The organism is Rhodanobacter humi (genome assembly GCF_041107455.1).
In the GTDB taxonomy this organism is placed as follows: domain Bacteria; phylum Pseudomonadota; class Gammaproteobacteria; order Xanthomonadales; family Rhodanobacteraceae; genus Rhodanobacter_A.
Genome location: NZ_JBGBPY010000001.1, coordinates 3,249,450 through 3,271,327, shown reverse-complemented (window position 1 = coordinate 3,271,327; position 21,878 = coordinate 3,249,450). Strand labels below are relative to the sequence as shown.

The window sequence follows — 21,878 nt, the reverse complement described above, 5'->3', positions numbered from 1 at the left end:
GTGTACTCGTGAAACGGCGCGGCGTGGCCGCCGTCGAAGCTGCCTATTTTGGGCCAGCCTGCCGCATTGCAACAGCCGACCGCGGGGAAACGCTGCGTTCCGCCGCGATCAGCTCGCTTCGCTGCCGCGCCAGCGGCGCGCCGCACGCCAGGCGGCGAAGGTCGTGCCGAAACCGCCCTGCCCGCCCTGCTGCAGCACGGCCAGAGGATCGTCCGCGCCGCGGGCGCGGCGCAGCAGGCGTTCGGCCTCGCGCGATTCCAGCGCACGGAACACGCTGAGCGGCCCGGGCAGGCGCGCCGATTCATGCCAGGCCGATTGCAGGTCGGTCAACTGCGCCTTGACCGCCTCGTCGCGCGCCGCGCTGCGCTGGCGCAGGGCGGTGCGGGCGAGTCCGTAGCGGGCCAGCCGCGCCATCGGCAACGGGAGGCGATCGCGCTCGGCGTCGTCCTCCAGCCGGCGCAAGGCGTACAACAGATGACCGAGCACGGCCGCGCGCGCGGCGCGCTCCGGCGCCGCCTCGTCGCCGTACCACCATGCGGTTTCCAGCGTGGCCAGTGCGCCGTGCAAGGAACCGGCAGCGGCGAGCTGGGCGGGAAAATCCGCCGCCGTGCCCTCCTCCAGTTGCGCCATCGCGGCCAGCACCGGCGCCAGCCAGCGCTCGGCCGGAATGGCGTGGGCGCGCTCATCGTCGAACAGCACCTGGCTCAGCGGGTGCCGACCGCCGCTGGCGGCGGCGCCGGACAGCTCCTCGGCCCACCAGTTGAGCTTGCCCAGCGCCACCTGCGGCTCGCGGATGCCGTAGGCGGCGGACAGCAGTTCCTGCTCCAGCGCGGCCAGCGCGATGTGGCCGGGATACTTCGCCGGATCGACGAAGGCCAGCGCCACGCGCTGGGCCGGCTGCACCGCCAGCCACTTGTCGACGTAGCTGTGCAGCACACCATGGATGACCGCCAGCTCGCTCACGCCGTCACCGGCAGTTTCAGCAGCTCAGCCAGCTGGCGCGGGTGCTCGATCACCGCGTCGGCGCCCCAGCTGGCCGGGTCGCCGCCATCGAGGTAACCCCAGCGCACCGCCACCGTGTACAGGCCGGCGGCGCGGCCGGCCTCGACGTCGCGCGCGTCGTCGCCCACGAATATGCAGCGTGCGGGCTCGACCCGCGCATGCTCGCAGGCGAGCAGCACCGGTGCGGGGTCGGGCTTCTTCACCGGCAAGGTGTCGCCGCAGACCACCGCGCTGGCGCGCAGATCCCAGTCCATGCGCTTGATCAGTTCCTCGGTGAGGAAGCCGGGCTTGTTGGTGACGATGCCCCAGCGCAGCCCGGCAGCTTCCAGCGCCGCCAGCAACGGCTCGATGCCGTCGAACGGACGCGTGTGCCGCGCCATGATGTCCGCGTAGATGTCCAGGTAACGCGGCATGCGCTGCTGCAGTGCCGCGTCGTCCTCGGCGAAGGCGCAGCGCAGGATCGCGCGGCCGCCGCGCGACACCACCTCGCGCACCATCGCATACGGCGGCACCGCGGCGCCGACTTCGTCGCAGTACATCTGCAGGGCCGCGTAGAGATCGACGGCGCTGTCGAGCAAGGTGCCGTCGAGATCGAACAGCACCGCCTGCACGTCGCTGGGCATCGGCTTCACGCGGGTTTCCTTGCGCAGAGGATGTAGTTGATCGCGGTGACGCGACTCAGCCAGGCCTTGCGGCTGAGCGGGTTGTAGCCGAGGCCGCTGACATCCTCCAGTTCCAGCCCCGCGTGGCGCAGCAGGCGCGCCAGCTCGGAAGGCTTGAGGAACTGGGCATAGTGATGGGTGCCGCGCGGCAGCAGGCGCATCAGGTATTCCGCACCGAGGATGGCAGCGCCGAACGCGGCCGGCGTGCGGTTGAGTGTGGACAGGAACAGCCGGCCGCCCGGTTTCAGCATGGCGGCGAGGTCGTGCACCAGCGCGGCAGGGTCGGGTACGTGCTCGATCAGCTCCATGCAGCACACCGCATCGAAGCTCGCCGGCTCGGCCGCGGCCAGCTCGGCCGAGGACTGCTTGCGGTAGTCCACCTTGAGGCCGGATTCGTGCAGGTGCAGGCGCGCGATCTCGATCACCTTGAGGCCCAGGTCGACGCCGGTGACCTGGGCACCTGCGCGCGCCAGCGCCTCGCTGAGCAGGCCTCCGCCGCAGCCCACGTCGGCCACCTTCGCCCCGCGCAGGTCGACTCGCGCCGCCACGTAGTCGGCGCGCACCGGATTGAGGTCGTGCAGCGGGCGCGACTCGCCGTCCGGATCCCACCAGCGCGCGGCCAGCTGGTCGAAGCGGGCGATCTCGGCGGGGCTGACGTTGGCGGCGGTCATGTTCGAATCCACGGTGAGCGCATGAGTCTATTGAAAACTGCGGCCAAGGATGGCCGCTTCCTGATCTTCGCGTTCATGAAAGAACGCAAAAATCCAACTGAAAGTGCGGCCATGGATGCCGGCTTCTTGAACTTCGCACTCACGGACGAGCGCACCCGTCAACGCTCCGCGATGCGCTCGCGCCAGGCGTGTGCGCGGGCAAGGACGCCGGCCACGTCCATGTCCACCAGCTCGCGCGCGGCCAACTTCCGACGACCGGCGACCCACACGTCGCTGACCTGGTGGCGGCCAGCGGCATAAGCCAGCTGCGAAGCCACGTGATACAGCGGCTGGGTTTCCAGATCCGACAGGCGCACCGCGGCGAGGTCGGCCTGCTTGCCCGCCTCGATGGAGCCGATCTTCGCATCCAGCCCCATCGCCTTCGCGCTGCCCAGCGTGGCCGCGCGCAAGGCGCTGGCGGCATCGAAGGCGGCGGCGTCGTTCGCCACCGCCTTGGCCAGCAGGGCCGCGGTGCGCAGCTCGCCGAACATGTCCAGGTCGTTGTTCGACGCGCAGCCGTCGGTGCCGATGGCGAGAGTCACACCCGCCTTGCGCAGCTTCTCCGCCGGGCAGAAACCGGAGGCGAGCTTGAGGTTGGATTCCGGGCAATGCACCACCGACACGCCGGCCTCGGCGCAGGCGGCGATCTCGCCGTCGGTGAGCTGGGTCATGTGCACGGCGATCAGGCGGTCATTGACCAGACCCAGCTTCTGCAGGCGCTGGAACGGGCGCAGACCGCTCTTGGCCTTTTCTTCCTCGACCTCGTGCGCGGTCTCGTGCAGGTGCAGGTGCACCGGGATGTCGAGCTGGTCGGCCAGCACGCGGATGCGCGCGAAACTCTCGTCGGAAACGGTGTACGGCGCGTGCGGCGCGAACGCGGTGGAGACCAGCGCGTCGCCGCGGAAGCTGTCATGCACTTCGCCGGCGCGCTCGAAGTATTCGTCCTGCGACTTCGCCCATGCGGTGGGGAACTCGATCACCGGCAGGCCCACCACGGCGCGGAAGCCCAGCTTGCGGTAGGTGGCGCCAATCGCGTCGGGGAAGAAGTAATTCTCGTTGGCGCAGGTGGTGCCGCCGCGCAGCATCTCGGCCACCGCCAGCTCCACGCCGTCGCGCACGAACTCGGGGCCGATCACCTTCGCCTCGGCCGGCCAGATGTGCTGCTGCAGCCAGACCATCAGCGGCAGGTCGTCGGCGAGCCCGCGCAGCAGGGTCATCGGATTGTGCGTGTGGGCGTTGACCAGGCCGGGGATCAGCGCATGCTCGGGCAGGCGTACGGTTTCGCGCGGGACATAAGCGGCGCGAGCTTGCGCGATGGGCAACAGGGCGATGATGCGGTCGCCGCTCACCGCCACCGCGTGATCTTCCAGCACCACGGCGTGCGGTTCGACCGGGACGACCCAGCGGGCTTCGATCAGGAGGTCGATGGATTGGGGCTGGGTGTCGCTCATGGCAATCGGTTCCGTGATTCGGATATGCAAAGGGCGGCTTACCTTGCGGCGCCGCCCTTCGATCGTCATCTTGCTCGTCATTCCGGCGTAGGCCGGAATCCAGTTTGGTACTCGTGCGAAGCACACAAATTCAAGAACGCTGCGCGTGAGTATTTCACTGGATGACGGATGGCTCCTGCCATCCGCCCTTCGGGCCGCCTTCGGCGTTCGCTTCGGCATCCTGCCTCCGCAGTCCGGCTTTCGCCGGGATGACGCATTGGCAAGCCGCGCGCAAGCGCGCGGGCCAATGCGTCACTTGCCGACGCGGCTGACGTATTCGCCGGTGCGGGTGTCGACCTTGATCGTCTCGTCCGAGCCCACGAACAGCGGTACGCGCACCACGGCGCCGGTTTCCAGCGTGGCCGGCTTGCCGCCGCCGCCGGAGGTGTCGCCGCGCACGCCGGGATCGGTCTCGGTGATCTTCAGCTCGACGAAGTTCGGCGCCTGCACCGCGATGATCTCGCCGTTGAACAGGGTGACCACGCACTCTTCCTCACCCTTCAGCCACTTCGCCGCGTCGCCCATGCCGGCCTTGCCTGCCTGGTGCTGCTCGAAGGTCTCCTGCTGCATGAAGTGCCAGAACTCACCGTCGGAGTACAGGTACTGCATGTCGGTATCGGTGACGTCGGCGACCTCGTAGGAGTCGCTGGACTTCATCGTCTGCTCGGAGGTGCGGCCGGTCTTCAGGTTGCGGATGAAGATGCGGGTGAACGCCTGGCCCTTGCCGGGCTTGATGAACTCGGCTTCGGTGATGATCCACGGATCGTTGTTGTGAAGGATCTTCATGCCCTTCTTGACGTCGTTGAGACCAGCGGTGGCCATGCAGTGAGCTCCAGGAGGTGAATGGTCAGGGCCCGAACGGCGCCCCTGCGCCGCGGCAGGCGGCTAGAATGGACGGTTCGAGGGTCCGGTACGGCCCGGACAAGGCCACACATGATAACCGCAAGCCCCGGCGCACGCATTACACCCGCCCCCGGTGCGCCTGCCGTCGACTGGCGGCAGTTGTGGCGCGAGGCGGTGACCGACGCCGGCGAACTGCTCGCCCTGCTGGGCCTGTCGCCGTTCGCCGCGCAGCTGCCGCCGGCGGACGCGGGCTTCGCCCTGCGTGTGCCGCGCGGCTTCGTGGCGCGGATGCGCCATGGCGATCCGCGCGACCCGCTGCTGCTGCAGGTGCTGCCGCAGCTGGTCGAGCTGGACCGGGTGCCCGGCTTCGTGACCGACGCGGTGGGCGACCTGGCGGCGCGCGAGGCGCAGGGCGTGCTGCACAAGTACCACGGCCGCGCCCTGCTGATCGCCAGCGGCAGCTGCGCGATCAACTGCCGCTACTGCTTCCGCCGGCATTTCCCCTACGGCGAGGAAATGGCCGCCGCCGGCCAGTGGCGGCAGGCACTGGAACACCTGCGCAACGACCCGTCGATCAGCGAGCTGATCCTCTCCGGCGGCGACCCGCTGGCGCTGTCCACCGCCAAGCTGGAAGAGCTGTCGCGTGGCCTGGCCGATCTCACGCACGTCACCCGCCTGCGCATCCATACCCGCCTTCCGGTGGTGCTGCCCGAGCGCATCGACGACCCCTTCACGACCTGGCTGGCCGCGCTGCCGCTGCAGAAGGTGGTGGTGCTGCACGCGAACCATGCGAACGAGTTCGATGCCGGCGTGGATGCCGCCTGCGCGCGCCTGCGCGCGGCCGGCGCCACCCTGCTCAACCAGTCGGTGCTGCTGCAGGGAATCAACGACGCTGCCGATACACTGATCGCGCTGTCCGAGCGGATGTTCGCCGCCGGCGTGCTGCCCTACTACCTGCACCAGCTCGATCGCGTGCAGGGCGCCGCGCACTTCGAGGTGGACGACGCCCGCGCGTTGGCATTGCTGGATGCGCTGCGCGCGCGCCTGCCCGGCTACCTGGTGCCGAAGCTGGTGCGCGAGGTGGGCGGCGACCCGTCCAAGCGTCCGTTGTAAACCGGTGACCGGTCACGCCCGTTTGGCCGTCCGCTGGCAGTTCCGCCGCCAATCCGTTACAACCAAGCCTGCACATCGTCTCGCCCGGAAGGCAAGCGACCTTCATTGCTTCCCGCAACACGGCAGCCCATGAAAAAAGATTTCGTCATCAGGATTCTCTTCATCGAGCACTCGGTCGAGGAGGCGGAGCAGATCATCAGCCTGCTGCGCAACACCGGCATCGCAGTGCGCCCGGCACGCGCCACCGCCGCGGACCAGGTACAGGCGGCGCTGACCGAGCTGGAACCGGACCTGGTGATGTTCGACCCCGCCAACGGTGCGATCGCCCTGCCCGAGGTGGTACGCATGCTCGACGCCCACGGCAGCGACTACTCCCTGCTCGGCCTGGTCGGTTCGCTGGACAACCGCGAAGTGGCCGAGCTGTTCGAGCAGGGCGTGCACGGCGTTGCCGCGCGCGGCACGCCGGGCCAGTTGCTGGCGGTGCTGCGGCGCGAATTCGAGGCCTTGCAGACGCGGCGCCAGTTGCGCCGGCTGGAAGCCACGCAGCGCGAGCTGGAGCGCCGCTGCGACGCCCTGCTCGACTCCTCCCGTGACGCCATCACCTACGTGCACGAGGGCGTGCACGTGCGCGCGAACCTGGCCTACCTGGAGACCTTCGGCCACGAAAGCTTCGACGATCTGCTCGGCATGCCGATCCTGGACATGATCGACGCCGCCGACGTGGACGAATTCAAGAACCTGCTGCGCGGCCACACCCGCCAGGAGAAGCTGCCGAACCAAGTCAGCCTGCGCGCCCGCCGTGCCGACGGCAGCCCGTTCGACGCCACCGTGGAATTCGCCCCGGCCACGTTCGAGGGCGAGCCCTGCCTGCAGATCGTGTTCCGCCGCCAGTTGGTCGACCCGGCGGCGCTGGAGCAGCTGCAGCGCGACTCGGTCACCGGCCTGTACAACCGCACGCACATGCTGGAGTGCATCGACCATGCGGTGATCGACGCCGCCAAGGGCAAGAAGGGCCAGTCGCTGCTGCTGATCGAGCCGGACAACTGGACCGTGCTGGTGAACAGCATCGGCCTGGCCAAGGCCGACGAGTTGTTGGCCGGCTTCTCCGACCGCGTCCGCATGCTGCTGGGCGCCGACGACGTCGCCGGCATGCTGGCCGAACACACGCTGGGCGTGATCCTCGCCCCCCGCGCGGACGAGGCGATCCGCGAATGGATCGCCAAGCTGCAGCACGCCATCGGCAACGAGATCTTCGACGCCGGCGCGCGTTCGATCACCGTCACCGCCAGCGCCGGCGGCAGCCTGCTCGGCGAGAAGAACGCCAATACCGAGCTGCTGCTCAACCAGGCCAGCCAGGCGCTGCGCACGGCGCAGAGCCTGGGCAGCAGCCAGGTCGAGCTGCACGACCCCGCCGCGCGCGAGAAGGCCGACGAGGAGCGCGAGCGCTACTGGCTGGACCTGCTGCGCAAGGCGCTGGAGGGCGAGGGCCTGATGCTCTACCACCAGCAGACGATCAGCCTGCAGGACGCCGAGGGTGACTACTCGGAGATCCTGCTGCGCATGAACGGCCCGCAGGGCGAGGTGCTGCCGGGCTTCTTCATGCCGATCGCCGAGAAGCACGGCCTCACCGGCGCGGTCGACCGCTGGGTGCTCGACCAGACCATCAAGGCGCTGCAGCAGCGCGAGAGCCTGGGCCAGCCGACCACGTTCTTCGTCAAGCTCACCGCCGCCTCGCTGAAGGACGCCACCTTGCTGAAGTGGCTGGGCGAACGCCTCGGCCAGGCAGGGCTCAAGCGCGGCCGGCTGGTGCTGGAGATGACCGAGAGCAAGGTGATGACCTTGCTGCGCCCCGCGCAGGAATTCGTCACGGCATGGAAGAAGCTGGGCGGCCGCTTCGCGCTGGAACAGTTCGGCTCGGGCCTCAACTCGTTCCAGTTGCTCAACCACATCGACGCGGACTACCTCAAGATCGACCGCAGCTACATGGCCGACCTGCCGCAGCATCCCGAAAACCAGAAGAAGGTGGCCGAGCTCTGCCAGCAGGCGCACGCGCTGAAGAAGCAGACCATCGCGGAATGGGTCGAGGACGCCACCAGCACCTCGCTGCTGTTCGCCGCGGGCGTGGACTTCGTGCAGGGCAACTTCCTGCAGGTGCCGCAGCGGCTGGATTGAGCGCGGCGCCACTGTGCGCTCGCCGCACGAGGTCGTGGCTTCGACGCAACAAGAAACAAGAAACCCGCGGATCGCTCCGCGGGTTTCTTGTTTGTGCAGCGGATGGCGCTCGCGCTTACTCGGCGCTGGCAGCAGCCTTGTTCGCGGCCTTGATCGCGGCGGCGGCAGCGATGTCTTCCTTGATGCGGGCAGCCTTGCCTTCCAGGCCACGCAGGTAGTACAGCTTGGCGCCGCGCACCTTGCCCTTGCGCTTCACCTCGACCGAATCGATCGCCGGGCTGTGCGCCTGGAACACGCGCTCCACGCCAGTGCCGTGCGAAATCTTGCGCACGGTGAAGGCCGAATGCAGGCCGCGGTTGCGCTTGGCGATGACGATGCCTTCGAAGGCCTGCACGCGCTCGCGATTGCCTTCCTTCACCTTGACGTTGACCACCACGGTGTCGCCGGCGCCGAACTCCGGCAAGGGGCGGGTGATCTGCTCGGCTTCGAACTGCTGGATGATCTTGTTCATGGCGACCTCAGTGGTTTGCGACGTTCCGTGCCGCGGTAGTTCTGTAAGCGGCGTTCCCTGGCCGCGATGGTTAGTTTTTGCGATCGTCCCTGATCGCAAGAATCAAACAGCGGTCATCCATGACCGCACTCTTCAATGTCGACCCGACGCGAAATGTTCGCGACGGAATTCTTCCAGCAACGCGCGGGATTCCGCATCCAGCGCGCGTTGCGCCAACAGCTCCGGACGCCTGAGCCAAGTCCGTCCCAGCGCCTGCTTCAGGCGCCAGCGGCGGATCGCCGCGTGGTCGCCGGAGAGCAGCACCGCCGGCACCTCGCCGTAGGCGTCGCTCACCGGCTTCGCGTAGTGCGGGCAGTCCAGCAGGCCGTTCGAGAACGAATCCTGCTCGGCGGACTGCGCGTCGTTCAACGCACCGTCCTGCAACCTGCCCACCGCGTCGATCACCACGGCGGCTCCCAGCTCGCCGCCGGACAGCACATAGTCGCCGATGGAAAGCTCCTCGTCGACCTCGTGCGCCAGCAGGCGTTCGTCCACACCCTCGTAACGCCCGCAGAGCAAGGCGATGCGCGGCAGCTTCGCCAGCGCCTCCACCTTGCCCTGCGTGAGCCGCGCTCCCTGCGGACTCAGGTAAATCACGTGCACCGGTTCCGGCGCCGCCTCGCGCATGGCCTTGAGGGCCGCCCGCAAGGGCTCGATCAGCATCACCATCCCGGGCCCGCCGCCGCAGGTGCGGCCGTCCACGGTGCGGTAGTTGTCGGTGGCGTAGTCGCGCGGGTTCCAGGTTTCCACCTGCAGCAGCTCGCGCTGCTGCGCGCGTCCCACCACACCGACGGCGGCACACTGGCGCATGAAGTCGGGAAACAGCGTGACGACGTCGATGCGCATGGACCTCAAACTCCAGCTTTCAGAATTCGGGGTCCCAGTCCACCACCATGCGCCCGCCGGACAGGTCCACCGAACGCACGTAACTGCCCTGGATGAAGGGGATCAGCCGCTCGCGCGTACCGTCCCGCACCACCACCACGTCGTTGGCGCCGGTGGCGAACAGGTGGCTGACCCGCCCGAGCACCGCGCCTTCGGTGGTGACGACCTCCAAGCCCTCGAGGTCGACCCAGTAATACTCGTCCTTGCCAGGAGGCGGCAACTGCTCGCGGGCGACGTAGATGTCGCTGCCGACGAGGGCGGCTGCCGTATCGCGGTCGTCCACGCCGGGCAGTTGGGCCACCAAGCCCTTGCCTTGCGGGCGCCCCTTCGCTCCCGTGACCTCCGTGACCGCATCCGGCGCCGTTGCCAGCAGCCAGGGGTGGTAATCGAAGATCTTCGTGCGGGGCTCGGTCCAGGATTCGAGCTTGATCCAGCCCTGCACGCCATGCAGCCCGACGATGCGCCCGACCGGGACGCGCCGACCGGCTGTCGTCACGTTCAGGCCGCCTGCTGCTTGCCGGCTTCCTTCACGAGCGCGGCGACCTTGTCGCTCAGCTGGGCGCCCTTGCCCACCCACTCCTGCACGCGCGCGACGTTCAGCTCGAGGCGCTTGTCCTTGCCCGCAGCGACCGGGTTGTAATAGCCCACGTTCTCGATGTTGCGACCATCGCGCTTGTTGCGCTGATCGGTGACCACGACGTGGTAGAACGGGCGGCCCTTGGCGCCACCGCGCGAAAGACGAATCTTGACCATGATGAAAGCTCCAGAGATGCCGGAATCGCCGGCCACACGCACGTGTGGCGTGCGCGGTAAACGCGGCATTTTAGGGAATTGTGGTTAAAAAAGGAAGAGGTGGCGCCGGTCCACCTGAAAAGACGAAGCCTTGCCTGACTGCCCGGGAAGGGCTTTCCTGCCCTTCCCGGGCTCGCCAAGGCCGGCTCGCCGGCCTTGGCTCCGTTTCCATCGCCGCGGCGATGGAAACGAGCGGGCCATCCATGGCCCGCGCTGGTACTCGCGTCAGCGCGGCGGAAGTCCGCCCATGCCACCCATCCCGCCCATGCCCTTCAGCGCGCCGCTCATCTGGCGCAGCAGGCCCTTGCCGCCACCGCGGGAGAGCTTGGACATCATCTTTTCCATCTGCATGTACTGCTTCAGCAGGCGGTTGACGTCGGCGGGCTGGGTACCCGAGCCCCTCGCCACGCGGGCGCGGCGCGAGCCGTTCAGGGTGTCGGGGTGGCGGCGCTCCTTGGGCGTCATCGAGCCGATGATCGCCACCATGCGCTTGATCTCGCCGTCATTGACCTTGGACTTCACGCTGTCGGGCAGGCCGGAGACGCCGGGCAGCTTGTCCATCAGGCCGGCCAGGCCACCCATGTTGTTCATCTGTTCGAGCTGGTCGCGCATGTCGCTGAGGTCGAAGCGCTTGCCCTTCATCACTTTCTGGGCCAGCTTCTGCGCCTTCTCGTGGTCGACCTTGCGCTCGACTTCCTCGACCAGCGAGAGCACGTCGCCCATGCCGAGGATGCGTTGCGCCAGACGGTCCGGATGGAACGGCTCCAGCGCGTCGGTCTTCTCGCCGGCGCCGAGGAACTTGATCGGCCGGCCAGTGATGTAGCGCACCGACAGCGCCGCGCCGCCGCGGGCGTCGCCGTCGGTCTTGGTGAGCACCACGCCGGTGAGCGGCAGCGCGTCGGCAAAGGCCTTGGCGGTGACGGCGGCGTCCTGGCCGGTCATCGAGTCGACCACGAACAGCGTCTCGACCGGCGTGATCGCGGCGTGCAGCGCCTTGATCTCGGCCATCATCGCCTCGTCCACGTGCAGGCGGCCGGCGGTGTCGACCAGCAGTACGTCGACCACTTCGCGGCGGGCCGCGGCGATCGCGTCCTTCGCGATCTGCACCGGATCCTGCCCGGCCTCGGACGGGAAGAACTTCACGCCTACCTGTTCGGCCAGCGTGCGCAACTGCTCGATGGCGGCCGGACGGTAGACGTCGCAGCTCACCACCATCACTTTTTTCTTCTTGCGCTCGGTGAGCAGGCGCGCCAGCTTGGCCACCGTGGTGGTCTTGCCCGCGCCCTGCAGGCCGGCCATCAGCACCACCGCCGGCGGCGTGGCGGCGAGGTTCAGTTCGCTGTTGGCGGTGCCCATCACCGCGGTCAGCTCGTCGCTGACCACCTTCACCAGCGCCTGGCCGGGCGACAGGCTCTTCATCACGTCCTGGCCCACCGCGCGCACCTTGACGCGCTGGATCAGCGCCTGCACCACCGGCAACGCCACGTCGGCTTCCAGCAATGCAATGCGCACCTCGCGCAAGGCCTCCCGGATGTTTTCCTCGGTCAGCCGGCCGCGGCCGCGCAGGCGGTTGACGGTGGTGGACAGGCGTTGGCTGAGCGATTCGAACATGGGGGCGGCATCGGTATGAGCGAACGGGTGATTATAACCGAGCCCGCTCAGCGCGCCGGCCGCGTCTTCACCCAGGCCGCAATGTCGGCGATCACCTTCGCATCCACGTGGGCCGGCGTCTGGTAATCGGCTACCGTCTCCGTCTTGCCCGCCGGCATGAACAGGTGGCTGAGGCCGGGATACAGGTGGAAGTCCGTCTGCGGCCGCCCCGCCAGCGCCTGCTGCCAGCGTGCGAAATCCAGCGTGGGCGACACCTGGAAATCGCCACCGCCCTGCAGGATCAGCATCGGCATCGACGACTTTTTCGCCACCTCCACTTGATGGACCTCGTGCAGGCTCAGCCAGTAGCGTTGCGGCATGCCGCCGAACGAGCCCACCGGGGGATGCCGCGGATCGGCCGCGGCCAGCAGTTTCCGCTCGGCCACGATGGCCTGCTCGCCGGCCGCGATCTGTGCCGCCGTCTCGTGGCTGCGCTGCCCCTGCTCGCGCACCTGTTGGGCGGAAATTTCCAGCAAGGGCCGCGCTGGCGCCGCCAGCAGGATCAGCCCCGCCAGCTGCGGATCGCGCTGACCGATGCGCGGCGCCATCATCGCGCCCAGGCTGTGGCCCAGCACGAACACGCGGCGCGGATCGATGCCCGGCTGCTGCGCCAACAGGCGTGCGGCGGCGAGCGCATCATCGGTCACCTCATCGTCCACGGTGAAAGCCTGCGCGTCGATCTGCGCGGCGTGAGCATACGTGCGCTTGTCATAGCGCAACGTCGCCACGCCCGCCTTGGCCAGCCCAGCGGCCAGATCGCGGAACGGTTTGTTCGGACCGATCGTCTCGTCCTGGTCGTGCGGACCGGAGCCGGCCACCAGCAACACCGCCGGGAACGGCCCCTCGCCTTCGGGCAAGGTCAACGTGCCGGGCAACGGCCCCAGCGGCGAAGGCACCGGCATGGCCCGCGATACCGCATCGGGTATCGCCGGCTCCGGCGCGACGGCGACCGGTTGCACGGACGCAGCGGGCACCACCCGGAAACCGTCGATGCGGGCCTGCGCGTCGCAGTGGATGATCGCCGCCAACGGCGCATCGGAAAACGTCAGCATCGCGACCAGCACGTCCTGCCCGCCCAATGATCGTGGCGCCAAGGCGCCCAGCGACTTGAAGCTGCCCGCCTGCGACTGCAGTTGCCCCCAGACCTGGCGCAGCATCTCCGGCGTGAGCTTGCCAGCCATCACGGGGGCAAAATCCTTGCCGACCTGGTCGAAGCGCCCTTGCGTCCAGGCCTCCAGCGCGGCCTGTCCGTGTGCCTGGCAGGTCGCCGCAGGCTGCGCCACGACCGGCACCGTCAACACCATGCCGAGCATGGCTATCGTCAAACCCGTTGCTCGCTTGAACATGCGCGTATCTCCTCGCTGGTCAGCGGCTGCCTTCCAGCTGCAAGTGGATGTAGTACGAGTACCCCGCCGCGATCAGCCACACCACCGCCAGCACGATCAGCAGCAGCCACGGCGCGGGATCGACCATGGCGATGAGCACCACCGCCAGGCCGCCCAGCATGAACAGCCGGCCGCCGAAACGGTGCGTGCGTTCCCATACCGCGTCGCTGGCCAGCGTCCACGGCGTGCGGATGCCGATGAAGAAGTTGCGGCGCAGCTTGCCCATGTAGTTGCCGAGCAACAGGTACAACACGCCGGCCGCCAGCATGACGATGCTCGGCATCGACACGGCATAGCCAGCCCCGGGCAGCAAGATGCCGAGGCCGGCGACCAGCATGAAGCCCTGCATGACCAGCATCAGCACGCCCCACACGCCCTCGAACCGCCTGATCGCGAACTGGCGCGGCGAAACCGCCGGCAGCACCACGGACAGCACCGCCACGATGAGCACGCCCAACGCCGGGAATGCGGCCGCCCAGAAGCGCGGCGTGACACCGTTGACGTGGTTGTGCAGGTCCCAGTGCGTGGGTACCTCGGCCGGCAGTCGCGGGTACAACCACACGCCTGCGATCACCGCCAGCACGACAAAGACCGCGGACACCAGCAGATTGCGATGCCATTTCATCGTTTGCCTCCCTGACTCCCTTTCGACGGAAACAGATCCAGCACCATGCGGGTGAGATCCTCCATCACGGTGCTGTTGAGCGAGTAGACGATGAACTGCCCCTGCCGCTCGGTGCGTACCAGGTCGGCATGCTTGAGCACGGCGAAGTGGTGCGACAGCGAGGCCGGCGTGATGTCGAACGCCTCGCCGATCTCGCCGGCGGTCAAGGCGCCGCCCTGCAGGCGCTTCAGGATCGCGCGCCGGGTGGGATCGGCCAGCGCCTTGAACACTTCCTGCTGCTTCATCGGCCTCGCCGCACACGGTACATGCATAGATATTTAGACAAATCTCTAAATATAACCAGTGACGGAAGTCATGCCCTGCGTTCACGCAAACCGCAGCCCTGTGCCAAACTCGTCCGCCATGTCGCTCGCCCTGCCTTCCATCCTCGCCATCGTGTGCTACCTCGGCGGTGCCAGCCTGCTGGCGGCGCCGCTGACCGGCTGCCCGCGCTCGCCGCAGCGGCTGGGGCTGCTCGCCGCCACGCTGGGCGTGCTGCTGCACATCGCGGTGCTCATGGGGGCGCATGGCGGCCGGCTGGACCTGCACTTCTTCGCCGCGCTGTCGCTGGTGGCCTGCGTGGTGGCGGCGCTGACTCTGCTGGTGAACCTGGCGCGGCCGGTGGCCGGGCTGGGCGTGATCGTGTTCCCGCTGGCAGCGCTGCTGCTGGGACTGGACATCTTCCTCGCGCCGCCCACCACGCCGAATCCGCTGGACTGGCAGATCAGCCTGCACGTGGCGATCGCCCTGCTCGGCTACAGCCTGCTGTCGATCGCCGCGGTGCTGGCGGTGCTGCTGGCGGTGCAGGAGCGCGCGCTGCGCGCGCACCGGCCGGCGCGTGTGATGAAAGCGTTGCCGCCACTGGTGCAGACCGAGGCGCTGCTGTTCCGCCTGATCGGCGCCGGCTTCGCCCTGCTCACGCTGACCCTGCTGAGCGGCCTCTTGTTCATCCAGAACATCCGCGCCCAGCACCTGATCCACACCACGGTGCTCAGCGTGATCGCCTGGCTGATCTTCGGCACCCTGTTATGGGGCCGCTGGAAGCACGGCTGGCGCGGACGCAGCGCGGTGAACCTGTGCCTGACCGGCATGGCCGTGTTGCTGTTGGCGTTCTTCGGCAGCAAGGCAGTGCTGGAGCTGATCCTGCACAGAAGCGTGTAGGAGCGGCTTCAGCCGCGACCGAGGCGAGGGCGAAGGAATCGCGGCTGAAGCCGCTCCTACGGCCGCTCCTACGACCGCTCCTGCGGCTCGCCGCGCAAACGCACGTCGCCGGGCGCGAGGTCGGCACGCTGTTCGGCGCGCTCCGCACGCTGCGCCTCGAAGAAGCGTTGCACCTGCTGGCATACCGCCATGGTGTTGTCCCGGGCCAGGGCGGAGACGAGGAACCAAGGCGCCTGCCAGTCGAGGCGCCGCACGATGTCCTCGGCCACCTGCTGGCGCTCGTCCTCGGGCAGCGCGTCGGACTTGTTCAGCACCAGCCAGCGCGGCCGCTCCAGCAGTTCGGGATTGAACTTCGCCAGCTCGTGCTCGATCGTCCGTACCTGCTCCACCGGGTCGGTGTCGTCGATCGGCGCGATGTCCACGAGGTGCAGCAGCAGGCTGGTGCGCGAGACGTGGCGCAGGAACTGGATGCCCAGCCCGGCGCCGTCGGCGGCGCCCTCGATCAGGCCGGGGATGTCGGCGATCACGAAGCTCTGGTCGGTGCCCAGGCTGACCACACCCAGGTTCGGGTGCAGCGTGGTGAACGGGTAATCCGCCACCCGCGGCGTGGCCGCCGATACCGCACGGATGAAGGTGGACTTGCCCGCGTTTGGGAAGCCGAGCAGGCCCACGTCGGCGAGCAGGCGCAGTTCCAGCTTCAGCTCGCGCGACTCACCCGGCGTGCCTTGGGTGAACTGGCGCGGCGCGCGGTTCACCGAAGTCTTGAAGTGGATATTGCCGAGGCCGCCCTTGCCGCCCTGCGCCACCAGCAGGCGTTGGCCGTGCGCGGTGAGGTCGCCGATCGTCTCGTCGGTGTCGACGTTGGTGACCATCGTGCCCACCGGCACGCGGATCGCGGTGTCCTCGCCGCCCTTGCCGTACATGTCGCTGCCCATGCCGTTCTGGCCGCGCTGCGCCTTGTAGCTGCGCTGGTGGCGAAAATCGACCAGGGTGTTCAAGCCCTCGTCGGCGATCAGCCAGACCGAACCGCCACTGCCGCCGTCGCCACCGTCCGGCCCGCCGAACGGGATGAATTTCTCGCGGCGGAAACTCGCGCAGCCGTTGCCGCCGTCGCCGGCCTGGACCTTGATGATTGCTTCGTCGACGAATTTCATGGGTGTGGGGCCGGGAATCGGAAACAGGAAATGGAAAACGGGCAAAACGGGCGCGGCGGCCAGTCTAGTGGCACGCGCCAACGCACGGCAGGGAGTCGCCGGGAACGGCTCTTGCGATCCCCCGCCCCTTGCGCCCGGTTCCCTCCAGAAAACAAAAGCCCCGCCGAAGCGGGGCCTCTGCAGCAGCTTCGGAAGGGGTCAGCCCTTCACGACGTTGACGAAGCGGCGGTTGTTCTCGCCGCGAACCTTGAACTCCACCTTGCCGTCCATCAGGGCGAACAGGGTGTGGTCGCGGCCGAGGCCCACGCCGCTGCCGGCATGGAACTGGGTGCCGCGCTGACGCACGATGATGTTGCCGGCCTCGACGGCCTGGCCGCCGTACACCTTCACGCCCAGGTACTTCGGGTTGGAGTCGCGACCGTTGCGGGACGAACCTACGCCTTTTTTGTGTGCCATGACTTGTTCTCTCCGGCTCTAATCAGGCGTTGATGCCCGTGATCTCGACTTCGGTGAAGTGCTGCCGATGACCCTGCTGCTTCTTGTGGTGCTTGCGGCGGCGGAACTTGATGATGCGGATCTTGTCGGCGCGGCCGTGCTTGCGCACGGTGGCGGACACGGTGGCGCCGGCCACGGTCGGCGCACCGACGGTGATCGACTCGCCTTCGCCGACCAGCAACACCTGGTCGAACTTCACGGCGGCGCCTTCTTCGGCGTCCAGCAGCTCCACGCGCAGGACATCGCCCTGCTGCACGCGATACTGCTTGCCACCGGTCTTGATGACTGCGTAACTCATGGGATTATCCCTTCTGTCGTTATTCTCTTGGGTTCCGTCACGGCCTTTCGGGCCGGACGAACCGGGGATTGTAGCCAGCCGGAAGGCTTCTGGTCAAATCGTGACCAACCGAAAAACGCCAGGCCCGGCGACCCGACTTCGTCGGGCAATAAGTAACCTGCCCGGTTTGGTATAGTTCACTTTTCCCCTCCGACCCCACGCATGGACACCATCCGCATCCGCGGTGCACGCACGCACAACCTCAAGAACATCGATCTCGACCTGCCGCGCGACCGGCTGATCGTGATCACCGGCCTGTCCGGCTCGGGCAAATCCTCGCTGGCGTTCGACACCATCTATGCGGAAGGCCAGCGCCGCTACGTGGAGTCGCTGTCGGCCTACGCCCGGCAGTTCCTGTCGATGATGGAGAAGCCCGACGTCGACCACATCGAGGGCCTGTCGCCGGCGATCTCCATCGAGCAGAAATCCACCTCGCACAACCCGCGCTCCACCGTGGGCACAATCACCGAGGTCTACGACTACCTGCGCCTGCTGTACGCCCGCGTGGGCACGCCGCGCTGCCCCGATCACGGCATTCCGCTGGAGGCGCAGACGGTGAGCCAGATGGTGGACGCCACCCTCGCGCTCGACCCCGAGAAGCGCTGGATGCTGCTCGCCCCGGTGATCCGCGAGCGCAAGGGCGAACACGTACAGGTGTTCGAGCAGTTGCGTGCGCAAGGCTTCGTGCGCGCCCGCGTCGACGGCGCGGTGTACGACCTGGATGCCGTGCCGCCGCTGGGCCTGCGCATCAAGCACACCATCGAGGCGGTGATCGACCGCTTCCGCCCGCGCGACGACATCAAGCAGCGCCTCGCCGAATCCTTCGAGACCGCGCTGCGGCTGGGCGACGGGCTGGTGATCCTGGCCGACATGGACGATGCCTCCGCGAAGGAGCAGCTGTACTCCTCGCGCTACTCCTGCCCGGTCTGCGACTACTCGCTGCCGGAACTGGAACCGCGGCTGTTCTCGTTCAACTCGCCGGTGGGCGCCTGCCCGACTTGCGACGGCCTGGGCGTGACCCAGGTGTTCGATCCCGCGCGCGTGGTGGGTCACCCGGAACTGCCGCTGTCCGCCGGCGCGATCCGCGGCTGGGACCGGCGCAACCCGCACTATTTCCAGATGCTGCAGTCGCTGGCCACGCACTACGGCTTCGACGTGGACACCGCCTGGGTCGACCTGCCCAACGCCACCCAGCAGGCCATCCTGTACGGCAGCGGCAAGCAGAAGATCGCCTTCCGCTACCTCACCGAGCGCGGCGGCCGGGTCACCCGCGAGCACACGTTCGAAGGCATCCTGCCGAACCTGGAACGGCGCTACAAGGAAACCGAATCCAACGCAGTACGCGAGGAACTGGCGAAGTACATCAGCGACCACCCCTGCCCGGAGTGCGAGGGCCAGCGCCTGAACCGCTCAGCCCGCAACGTGTTCGTGGCCGACCACGCGCTGCCTGCGCTCACCAACCGCTCCATCGACGACGCGCTGGCGTTCTTCGCGGACCTGACGCTCGCCGGCTGGCGCGGCGAGATCGCAGCGAAGATCGTGAAGGAGATCCGCGAGCGGCTCACCTTCCTCAACGACGTGGGCCTCAACTACCTCACACTGGATCGCCAGGCCGACTCGCTCTCCGGCGGCGAGGCGCAGCGCATCCGTCTCGCCTCGCAGATCGGCGCCGGCCTGGTCGGCGTGATGTACGTACTGGACGAGCCGTCCATCGGTCTGCACCAGCGCGACAACGAGCGCCTGCTCGGCACGCTCACCCGGCTGCGCGACCTCGGCAACACGGTGATCGTGGTGGAACACGACGAGGACGCCATCCGCATGGCCGACCACGTGCTCGACATCGGCCCCGGCGCCGGCGTGCATGGCGGCGAAGTGGTGGCGCAGGGCACGGTGAAGGACATCCTTGCCTCCAGGCGCTCCGTCACCGGCCAGTTCCTCTCCGGCGCGCGCGCCATCGAGGTGCCGAAGCAGCGTCGCCAGCCCAACGACGACGCGTACTGGCTGCGCCTGCACGGCGCCAGCGGCAACAATCTCAAGAACGTGGATCTGGCGATTCCCGCCGGCCTGTTCACCTGCGTCACCGGCGTGTCCGGCTCGGGCAAGTCGACGCTCATCAACGACACCTTGTTCCGCCTCGCCGCCGCCGAACTCAACGGGGCCGGCACGCAGCCTGCACCGTTCAAGTCGGTGGAAGGCTTGCAGCTGTTCGACAAGGTGGTGGACATCGACCAGTCGCCGATCGGCCGCACGCCGCGCTCCAACCCCGCCACCTACACCGGCCTGTTCACCCCGCTGCGCGAACTGTTCGCCCAGGTGCCCGAGGCGCGCGCGCGCGGCTACGAGCCGGGCCGCTTCAGCTTCAACGTGCGCGGTGGCCGCTGCGAGGCCTGCGAGGGCGACGGCATGATCAAGGTGGAGATGCACTTCCTGCCCGACGTCTACGTGCCCTGCGACGTCTGCCACGGCAAGCGCTACAACCGCGAGACGCTGGAAATTCATTACAAGGGCCACACCATCGCCGACGTGCTCGGCATGACGGTGGAAGACGCTCTGAAGCTGTTCGAGAACGTGCCGGTGATCGCGCGCAAGCTCGATACCTTGCGCGCGGTGGGCCTGGACTACATCAAGCTCGGCCAGAGCGCGACCACGCTGTCCGGCGGCGAGGCGCAGCGCGTGAAGCTGTCCAAGGAACTCAGCAAGCGCGACACCGGCAACACGCTGTACATCCTCGACGAACCCACCACCGGCCTGCACTTCCACGACATCGAGCAGCTGCTCGACGTGCTGCACCAGCTGGTCGACCAGGGAAACACCGTGGTGGTGATCGAGCACAACCTCGACGTCATCAAGACCGCCGACTGGCTCGTCGACCTCGGCCCCGAAGGCGGCGCCGGTGGCGGCCGAATCCTGGTCGCCGGCACGCCGGAAGCCGTGGCCGCCACCCCCGGCTCGCACACCGGCCACTTCCTCGCGCCGCACCTCAAGCCCGCCAGGCCCGCCGCGGCGAAGCGGACGAAGAACACCCTCAAGCACATCGCCTCGGCCGACAAGCACAAGCCGATGCGTGGAAAGAAGAAATCCTCATGAGCAAGACCGCCAGCGAATCGCCCAAGCCTGCCCGCCGCGGCAAGAAAGCCGACCCCGCCGCCGCGCCGGCAGTCGCCGATGCAGCGCCGGCCGCACCGAAACCTCTGTTCACGGCGGATATCGCCGCACGCTGGCGCGATCTCGACGCCTTCAACCACGTCAACAACTCGAACTACCTCACCTATCTGGAGGAGGCGCGCCTGCAGTGGCTGAGCCACGTGCCCGGACCGTGGTTCGACGAACACAGCATGCCGGTGATGGCCGCCGTCCAGCTCAACTACCGCCGCCCGATCGAGTGGCCGGCGCAGCTGCACGTGCAGCTCTATTGCGAGCGCATCGGCAACAGCTCGATGACCATAGCCCACCGCTTGGTGGATGTGGCCGACGCCGACACCCTCTACTGCGACGGCCACGTGGTGATGGTGTGGATGGATCCGGCCACCGGCAAACCGGTGGCGCTGCCGCAGGCGATTCGCGACGCGGTCGGCCCCGGCTAGGCCCGCCGCCATGCGCGCACGCCCTGCCCTCGTCCGCACCGCGTTCGCGGTTGGTCGCGAGGCGGGCGTTCCCGTCGAAACGATCGCGGGCAAACGCCATGCCTGGTGTTTCCGCCCGCACTTTCACGCCGGCGACGAGATCGTGCATGTGCTCGCCGGTCGCGCGCGCCTGCGTCTGCCCCACGGCTGTCGCGACGTGGCCGCCGGCGACACGCTGGTCGTGCCGGCCGGCGTGGTCCATCGTTTCGAGCCGCTGGATCGGCAGGGCTGGGCCTTCGTCTCGCGCTTCGTGCCCGCGTCCCGCGCGGCTGCCCGCGAAACCACCATGCTGGCTGCACGAGCCGCCACGCTGCTGGCGCAGCGCCCGTCGTTGCGCACCGATGTCGCCGCGCTCGCGCGAGACTGCGCGGTGTCCGAGGGTCACCTGTCTCGCGCCTTCCACCGCGAGACCGGCAGCAGCCTGCACAACTTCCACATGCTGCTCGCCCTGCAGCAGGCCAAGACACTGCTGCGCCGCCAGGTTCCCGTGGTGGAAGCTGCGCTCTCTTCAGGCTTCCATGACCAGGCGCATCTCAATCGCGAATTCGTCCGCACCTATGGGATGACGCCAGCGGTCTTCCGCGGTGGCTGGACAGCAGCGGCGTAACCTTCAACCCAGTTCCAGCGCCATGTACAGCGTGCCCGGCAACGGGTTGTCGTAGTAAGGCGGCATCGGCTGGAAACCCAGCTCCACATACAGCCGCCGCGCAGCATGCATGCTGGCCAGCGTGTCCAGCACCACGCGCGCATGGCCCGCCTCACGGGCACGCGCGAGGATCGCTTCCGCCAGCCGGCGCCCCAGCGCCTGACCACGCGCAGCGGGACGCAGGTACAGGCGTTTCATCTCGGCCGTGCCCGGCAGCGCCGTGGGCCGCAATGCCACGCAACCCAACACCATGCCTGCAGCGTCGCGGGCGATCAGGATGTCGCCCAGCGGCGGTGCGTACTTGCCGGGCAGTTGCGCCAGTTCCGCCGCGAAGCCCTGGAAGGAGAGATCGATGCCGAGGCTGTCCGCGTATTCCGCGAACAGCTCGCGCACCACCGCGCCGTCCGCGGGAAAGCGGGCCGGCGCGATGCTGATGCCTGATGCTGTCGACATGCCCGCTCGCCTCCGTCAGCCGGTTTCGCACCAGTCTGCCGGAGGCGATCGCCGCGCGCTTGGATCCATCTGATCCATCGCGCGGCGCGCG

The 21,878-nt window shown here is 68.1% G+C and carries 23 protein-coding genes; 6 read left to right on the top strand and 17 right to left on the bottom strand.

The window, feature by feature from the left end:
* Nucleotides 1-108 precede the first annotated feature (108 nt).
* The 5 genes from AB7878_RS14605 to efp form a co-directional block, all read right to left on the bottom strand.
* Nucleotides 109-963 carry a squalene/phytoene synthase family protein gene (locus AB7878_RS14605; protein ID WP_369495053.1) on the bottom strand — a complete coding sequence of 285 codons (855 nt, stop codon included), beginning with the start codon at nucleotides 961-963 and terminating at the stop codon, nucleotides 109-111.
* A complete protein-coding gene (gene gph / locus AB7878_RS14600) occupies nucleotides 960-1,634 on the bottom strand; it encodes a phosphoglycolate phosphatase (RefSeq protein ID WP_369495052.1) in 675 nt (224 codons plus the stop codon). The genes AB7878_RS14605 and gph overlap by 4 nt, the downstream gene beginning before the upstream one ends.
* Nucleotides 1,631-2,335, bottom strand: a complete 705-nt coding sequence (ubiG, locus tag AB7878_RS14595; protein ID WP_369495051.1) for a bifunctional 2-polyprenyl-6-hydroxyphenol methylase/3-demethylubiquinol 3-O-methyltransferase UbiG — start codon at nucleotides 2,333-2,335, stop codon at nucleotides 1,631-1,633. The genes gph and ubiG overlap by 4 nt, the downstream gene beginning before the upstream one ends.
* 158 nt (nucleotides 2,336-2,493) lie before the next feature.
* Nucleotides 2,494-3,825, bottom strand: coding sequence for a TRZ/ATZ family hydrolase (locus AB7878_RS14590; RefSeq protein ID WP_369495050.1), 1,332 nt, complete (start codon nucleotides 3,823-3,825; stop codon nucleotides 2,494-2,496).
* Between the two features lie 291 nt (nucleotides 3,826-4,116).
* Nucleotides 4,117-4,686, bottom strand: coding sequence for an elongation factor P (gene efp, locus AB7878_RS14585; protein WP_077482030.1), 570 nt, complete (start codon nucleotides 4,684-4,686; stop codon nucleotides 4,117-4,119).
* Between the two features lie 111 nt (nucleotides 4,687-4,797).
* On the opposite strand from efp, the gene epmB reads away from it, so the two are divergent.
* Both epmB and AB7878_RS14575 read left to right on the top strand, forming a co-directional pair.
* A complete protein-coding gene (gene epmB, locus AB7878_RS14580; RefSeq protein ID WP_369495049.1) occupies nucleotides 4,798-5,820 on the top strand; it encodes an EF-P beta-lysylation protein EpmB in 1,023 nt (340 codons plus the stop codon).
* A 129-nt stretch (nucleotides 5,821-5,949) separates the two neighbouring features.
* Nucleotides 5,950-7,992 carry an EAL domain-containing response regulator gene (locus AB7878_RS14575; protein ID WP_369495048.1) on the top strand — a complete coding sequence of 681 codons (2,043 nt, stop codon included), beginning with the start codon at nucleotides 5,950-5,952 and terminating at the stop codon, nucleotides 7,990-7,992.
* A gap of 115 nt (nucleotides 7,993-8,107) precedes the next feature.
* Here the strand turns inward: AB7878_RS14575 and rplS are convergent, their stop codons facing one another.
* The 8 genes from rplS to AB7878_RS14535 all read right to left on the bottom strand — a co-directional run bounded on the left by rplS (nucleotide 8,108) and on the right by AB7878_RS14535 (nucleotide 14,163).
* Nucleotides 8,108-8,503, bottom strand: coding sequence for a 50S ribosomal protein L19 (rplS, locus tag AB7878_RS14570; protein ID WP_077482024.1), 396 nt, complete (start codon nucleotides 8,501-8,503; stop codon nucleotides 8,108-8,110).
* A gap of 132 nt (nucleotides 8,504-8,635) precedes the next feature.
* Nucleotides 8,636-9,388, bottom strand: coding sequence for a tRNA (guanosine(37)-N1)-methyltransferase TrmD (gene trmD, locus AB7878_RS14565; RefSeq protein ID WP_369495047.1), 753 nt, complete (start codon nucleotides 9,386-9,388; stop codon nucleotides 8,636-8,638).
* Between the two features lie 19 nt (nucleotides 9,389-9,407).
* Nucleotides 9,408-9,923 carry a ribosome maturation factor RimM gene (rimM, locus tag AB7878_RS14560; protein WP_369495046.1) on the bottom strand — a complete coding sequence of 172 codons (516 nt, stop codon included), beginning with the start codon at nucleotides 9,921-9,923 and terminating at the stop codon, nucleotides 9,408-9,410.
* 2 nt (nucleotides 9,924-9,925) lie between these two features.
* Nucleotides 9,926-10,180 (bottom strand): 30S ribosomal protein S16, encoded by a 255-nt coding sequence (gene rpsP, locus AB7878_RS14555; RefSeq protein WP_077482018.1) that lies wholly within the window; start codon nucleotides 10,178-10,180, stop codon nucleotides 9,926-9,928.
* Nucleotides 10,181-10,444: 264 nt separating this feature from the next.
* Complete coding sequence (ffh, locus tag AB7878_RS14550; protein WP_369495045.1) at nucleotides 10,445-11,830, bottom strand: signal recognition particle protein; 1,386 nt, start codon at nucleotides 11,828-11,830, stop codon at nucleotides 10,445-10,447.
* A 47-nt stretch (nucleotides 11,831-11,877) separates the two neighbouring features.
* A complete protein-coding gene (locus tag AB7878_RS14545; protein ID WP_369495044.1) occupies nucleotides 11,878-13,215 on the bottom strand; it encodes an alpha/beta hydrolase in 1,338 nt (445 codons plus the stop codon).
* A gap of 19 nt (nucleotides 13,216-13,234) precedes the next feature.
* Nucleotides 13,235-13,879, bottom strand: a complete 645-nt coding sequence (locus tag AB7878_RS14540) for an SdpI family protein (protein WP_369495043.1) — start codon at nucleotides 13,877-13,879, stop codon at nucleotides 13,235-13,237.
* Complete coding sequence (locus AB7878_RS14535) at nucleotides 13,876-14,163, bottom strand: autorepressor SdpR family transcription factor (RefSeq protein ID WP_077482010.1); 288 nt, start codon at nucleotides 14,161-14,163, stop codon at nucleotides 13,876-13,878. Before AB7878_RS14535 ends, AB7878_RS14540 begins: the two co-directional genes overlap by 4 nt.
* A gap of 118 nt (nucleotides 14,164-14,281) precedes the next feature.
* Here AB7878_RS14535 and AB7878_RS14530 point away from each other — a divergent pair, with 118 nt between their 5' ends.
* Nucleotides 14,282-15,079 (top strand): cytochrome C assembly family protein, encoded by a 798-nt coding sequence (locus AB7878_RS14530; protein WP_369495042.1) that lies wholly within the window; start codon nucleotides 14,282-14,284, stop codon nucleotides 15,077-15,079.
* Nucleotides 15,080-15,147: 68 nt separating this feature from the next.
* Here AB7878_RS14530 and cgtA read toward each other — a convergent pair whose 3' ends face one another.
* The 3 genes from cgtA to rplU all read right to left on the bottom strand — a co-directional run bounded on the left by cgtA (nucleotide 15,148) and on the right by rplU (nucleotide 17,026).
* Nucleotides 15,148-16,233 (bottom strand): Obg family GTPase CgtA, encoded by a 1,086-nt coding sequence (cgtA, locus tag AB7878_RS14525; RefSeq protein WP_369495041.1) that lies wholly within the window; start codon nucleotides 16,231-16,233, stop codon nucleotides 15,148-15,150.
* A gap of 198 nt (nucleotides 16,234-16,431) precedes the next feature.
* Entirely contained in the window at nucleotides 16,432-16,689 is a 258-nt protein-coding gene (gene rpmA, locus AB7878_RS14520; RefSeq protein ID WP_369495040.1) for a 50S ribosomal protein L27, read from the bottom strand.
* Nucleotides 16,690-16,711: 22 nt separating this feature from the next.
* Complete coding sequence (rplU, locus tag AB7878_RS14515; protein ID WP_369495039.1) at nucleotides 16,712-17,026, bottom strand: 50S ribosomal protein L21; 315 nt, start codon at nucleotides 17,024-17,026, stop codon at nucleotides 16,712-16,714.
* A gap of 201 nt (nucleotides 17,027-17,227) precedes the next feature.
* On the opposite strand from rplU, the gene uvrA reads away from it, so the two are divergent.
* Genes uvrA through AB7878_RS14500 form a run of 3 tightly spaced genes read left to right on the top strand, consistent with a single transcriptional unit; the run spans nucleotide 17,228 to nucleotide 21,295 of the window.
* On the top strand, nucleotides 17,228-20,152 hold the full coding sequence (gene uvrA / locus AB7878_RS14510; RefSeq protein ID WP_369495038.1) for an excinuclease ABC subunit UvrA: 2,925 nt from the start codon (nucleotides 17,228-17,230) through the stop codon (nucleotides 20,150-20,152).
* Nucleotides 20,149-20,649 (top strand): acyl-CoA thioesterase, encoded by a 501-nt coding sequence (locus AB7878_RS14505; protein ID WP_369495037.1) that lies wholly within the window; start codon nucleotides 20,149-20,151, stop codon nucleotides 20,647-20,649. Before uvrA ends, AB7878_RS14505 begins: the two co-directional genes overlap by 4 nt.
* 10 nt (nucleotides 20,650-20,659) lie before the next feature.
* Nucleotides 20,660-21,295: a helix-turn-helix transcriptional regulator gene (locus tag AB7878_RS14500; protein ID WP_369495036.1), complete on the top strand. Its 636-nt coding sequence runs from the start codon at nucleotides 20,660-20,662 to the stop codon at nucleotides 21,293-21,295.
* Nucleotides 21,296-21,298: 3 nt separating this feature from the next.
* Here AB7878_RS14500 and AB7878_RS14495 read toward each other — a convergent pair whose 3' ends face one another.
* Entirely contained in the window at nucleotides 21,299-21,787 is a 489-nt protein-coding gene (locus AB7878_RS14495; protein WP_369495035.1) for a GNAT family N-acetyltransferase, read from the bottom strand.
* Nucleotides 21,788-21,878: the final 91 nt, after the last annotated feature.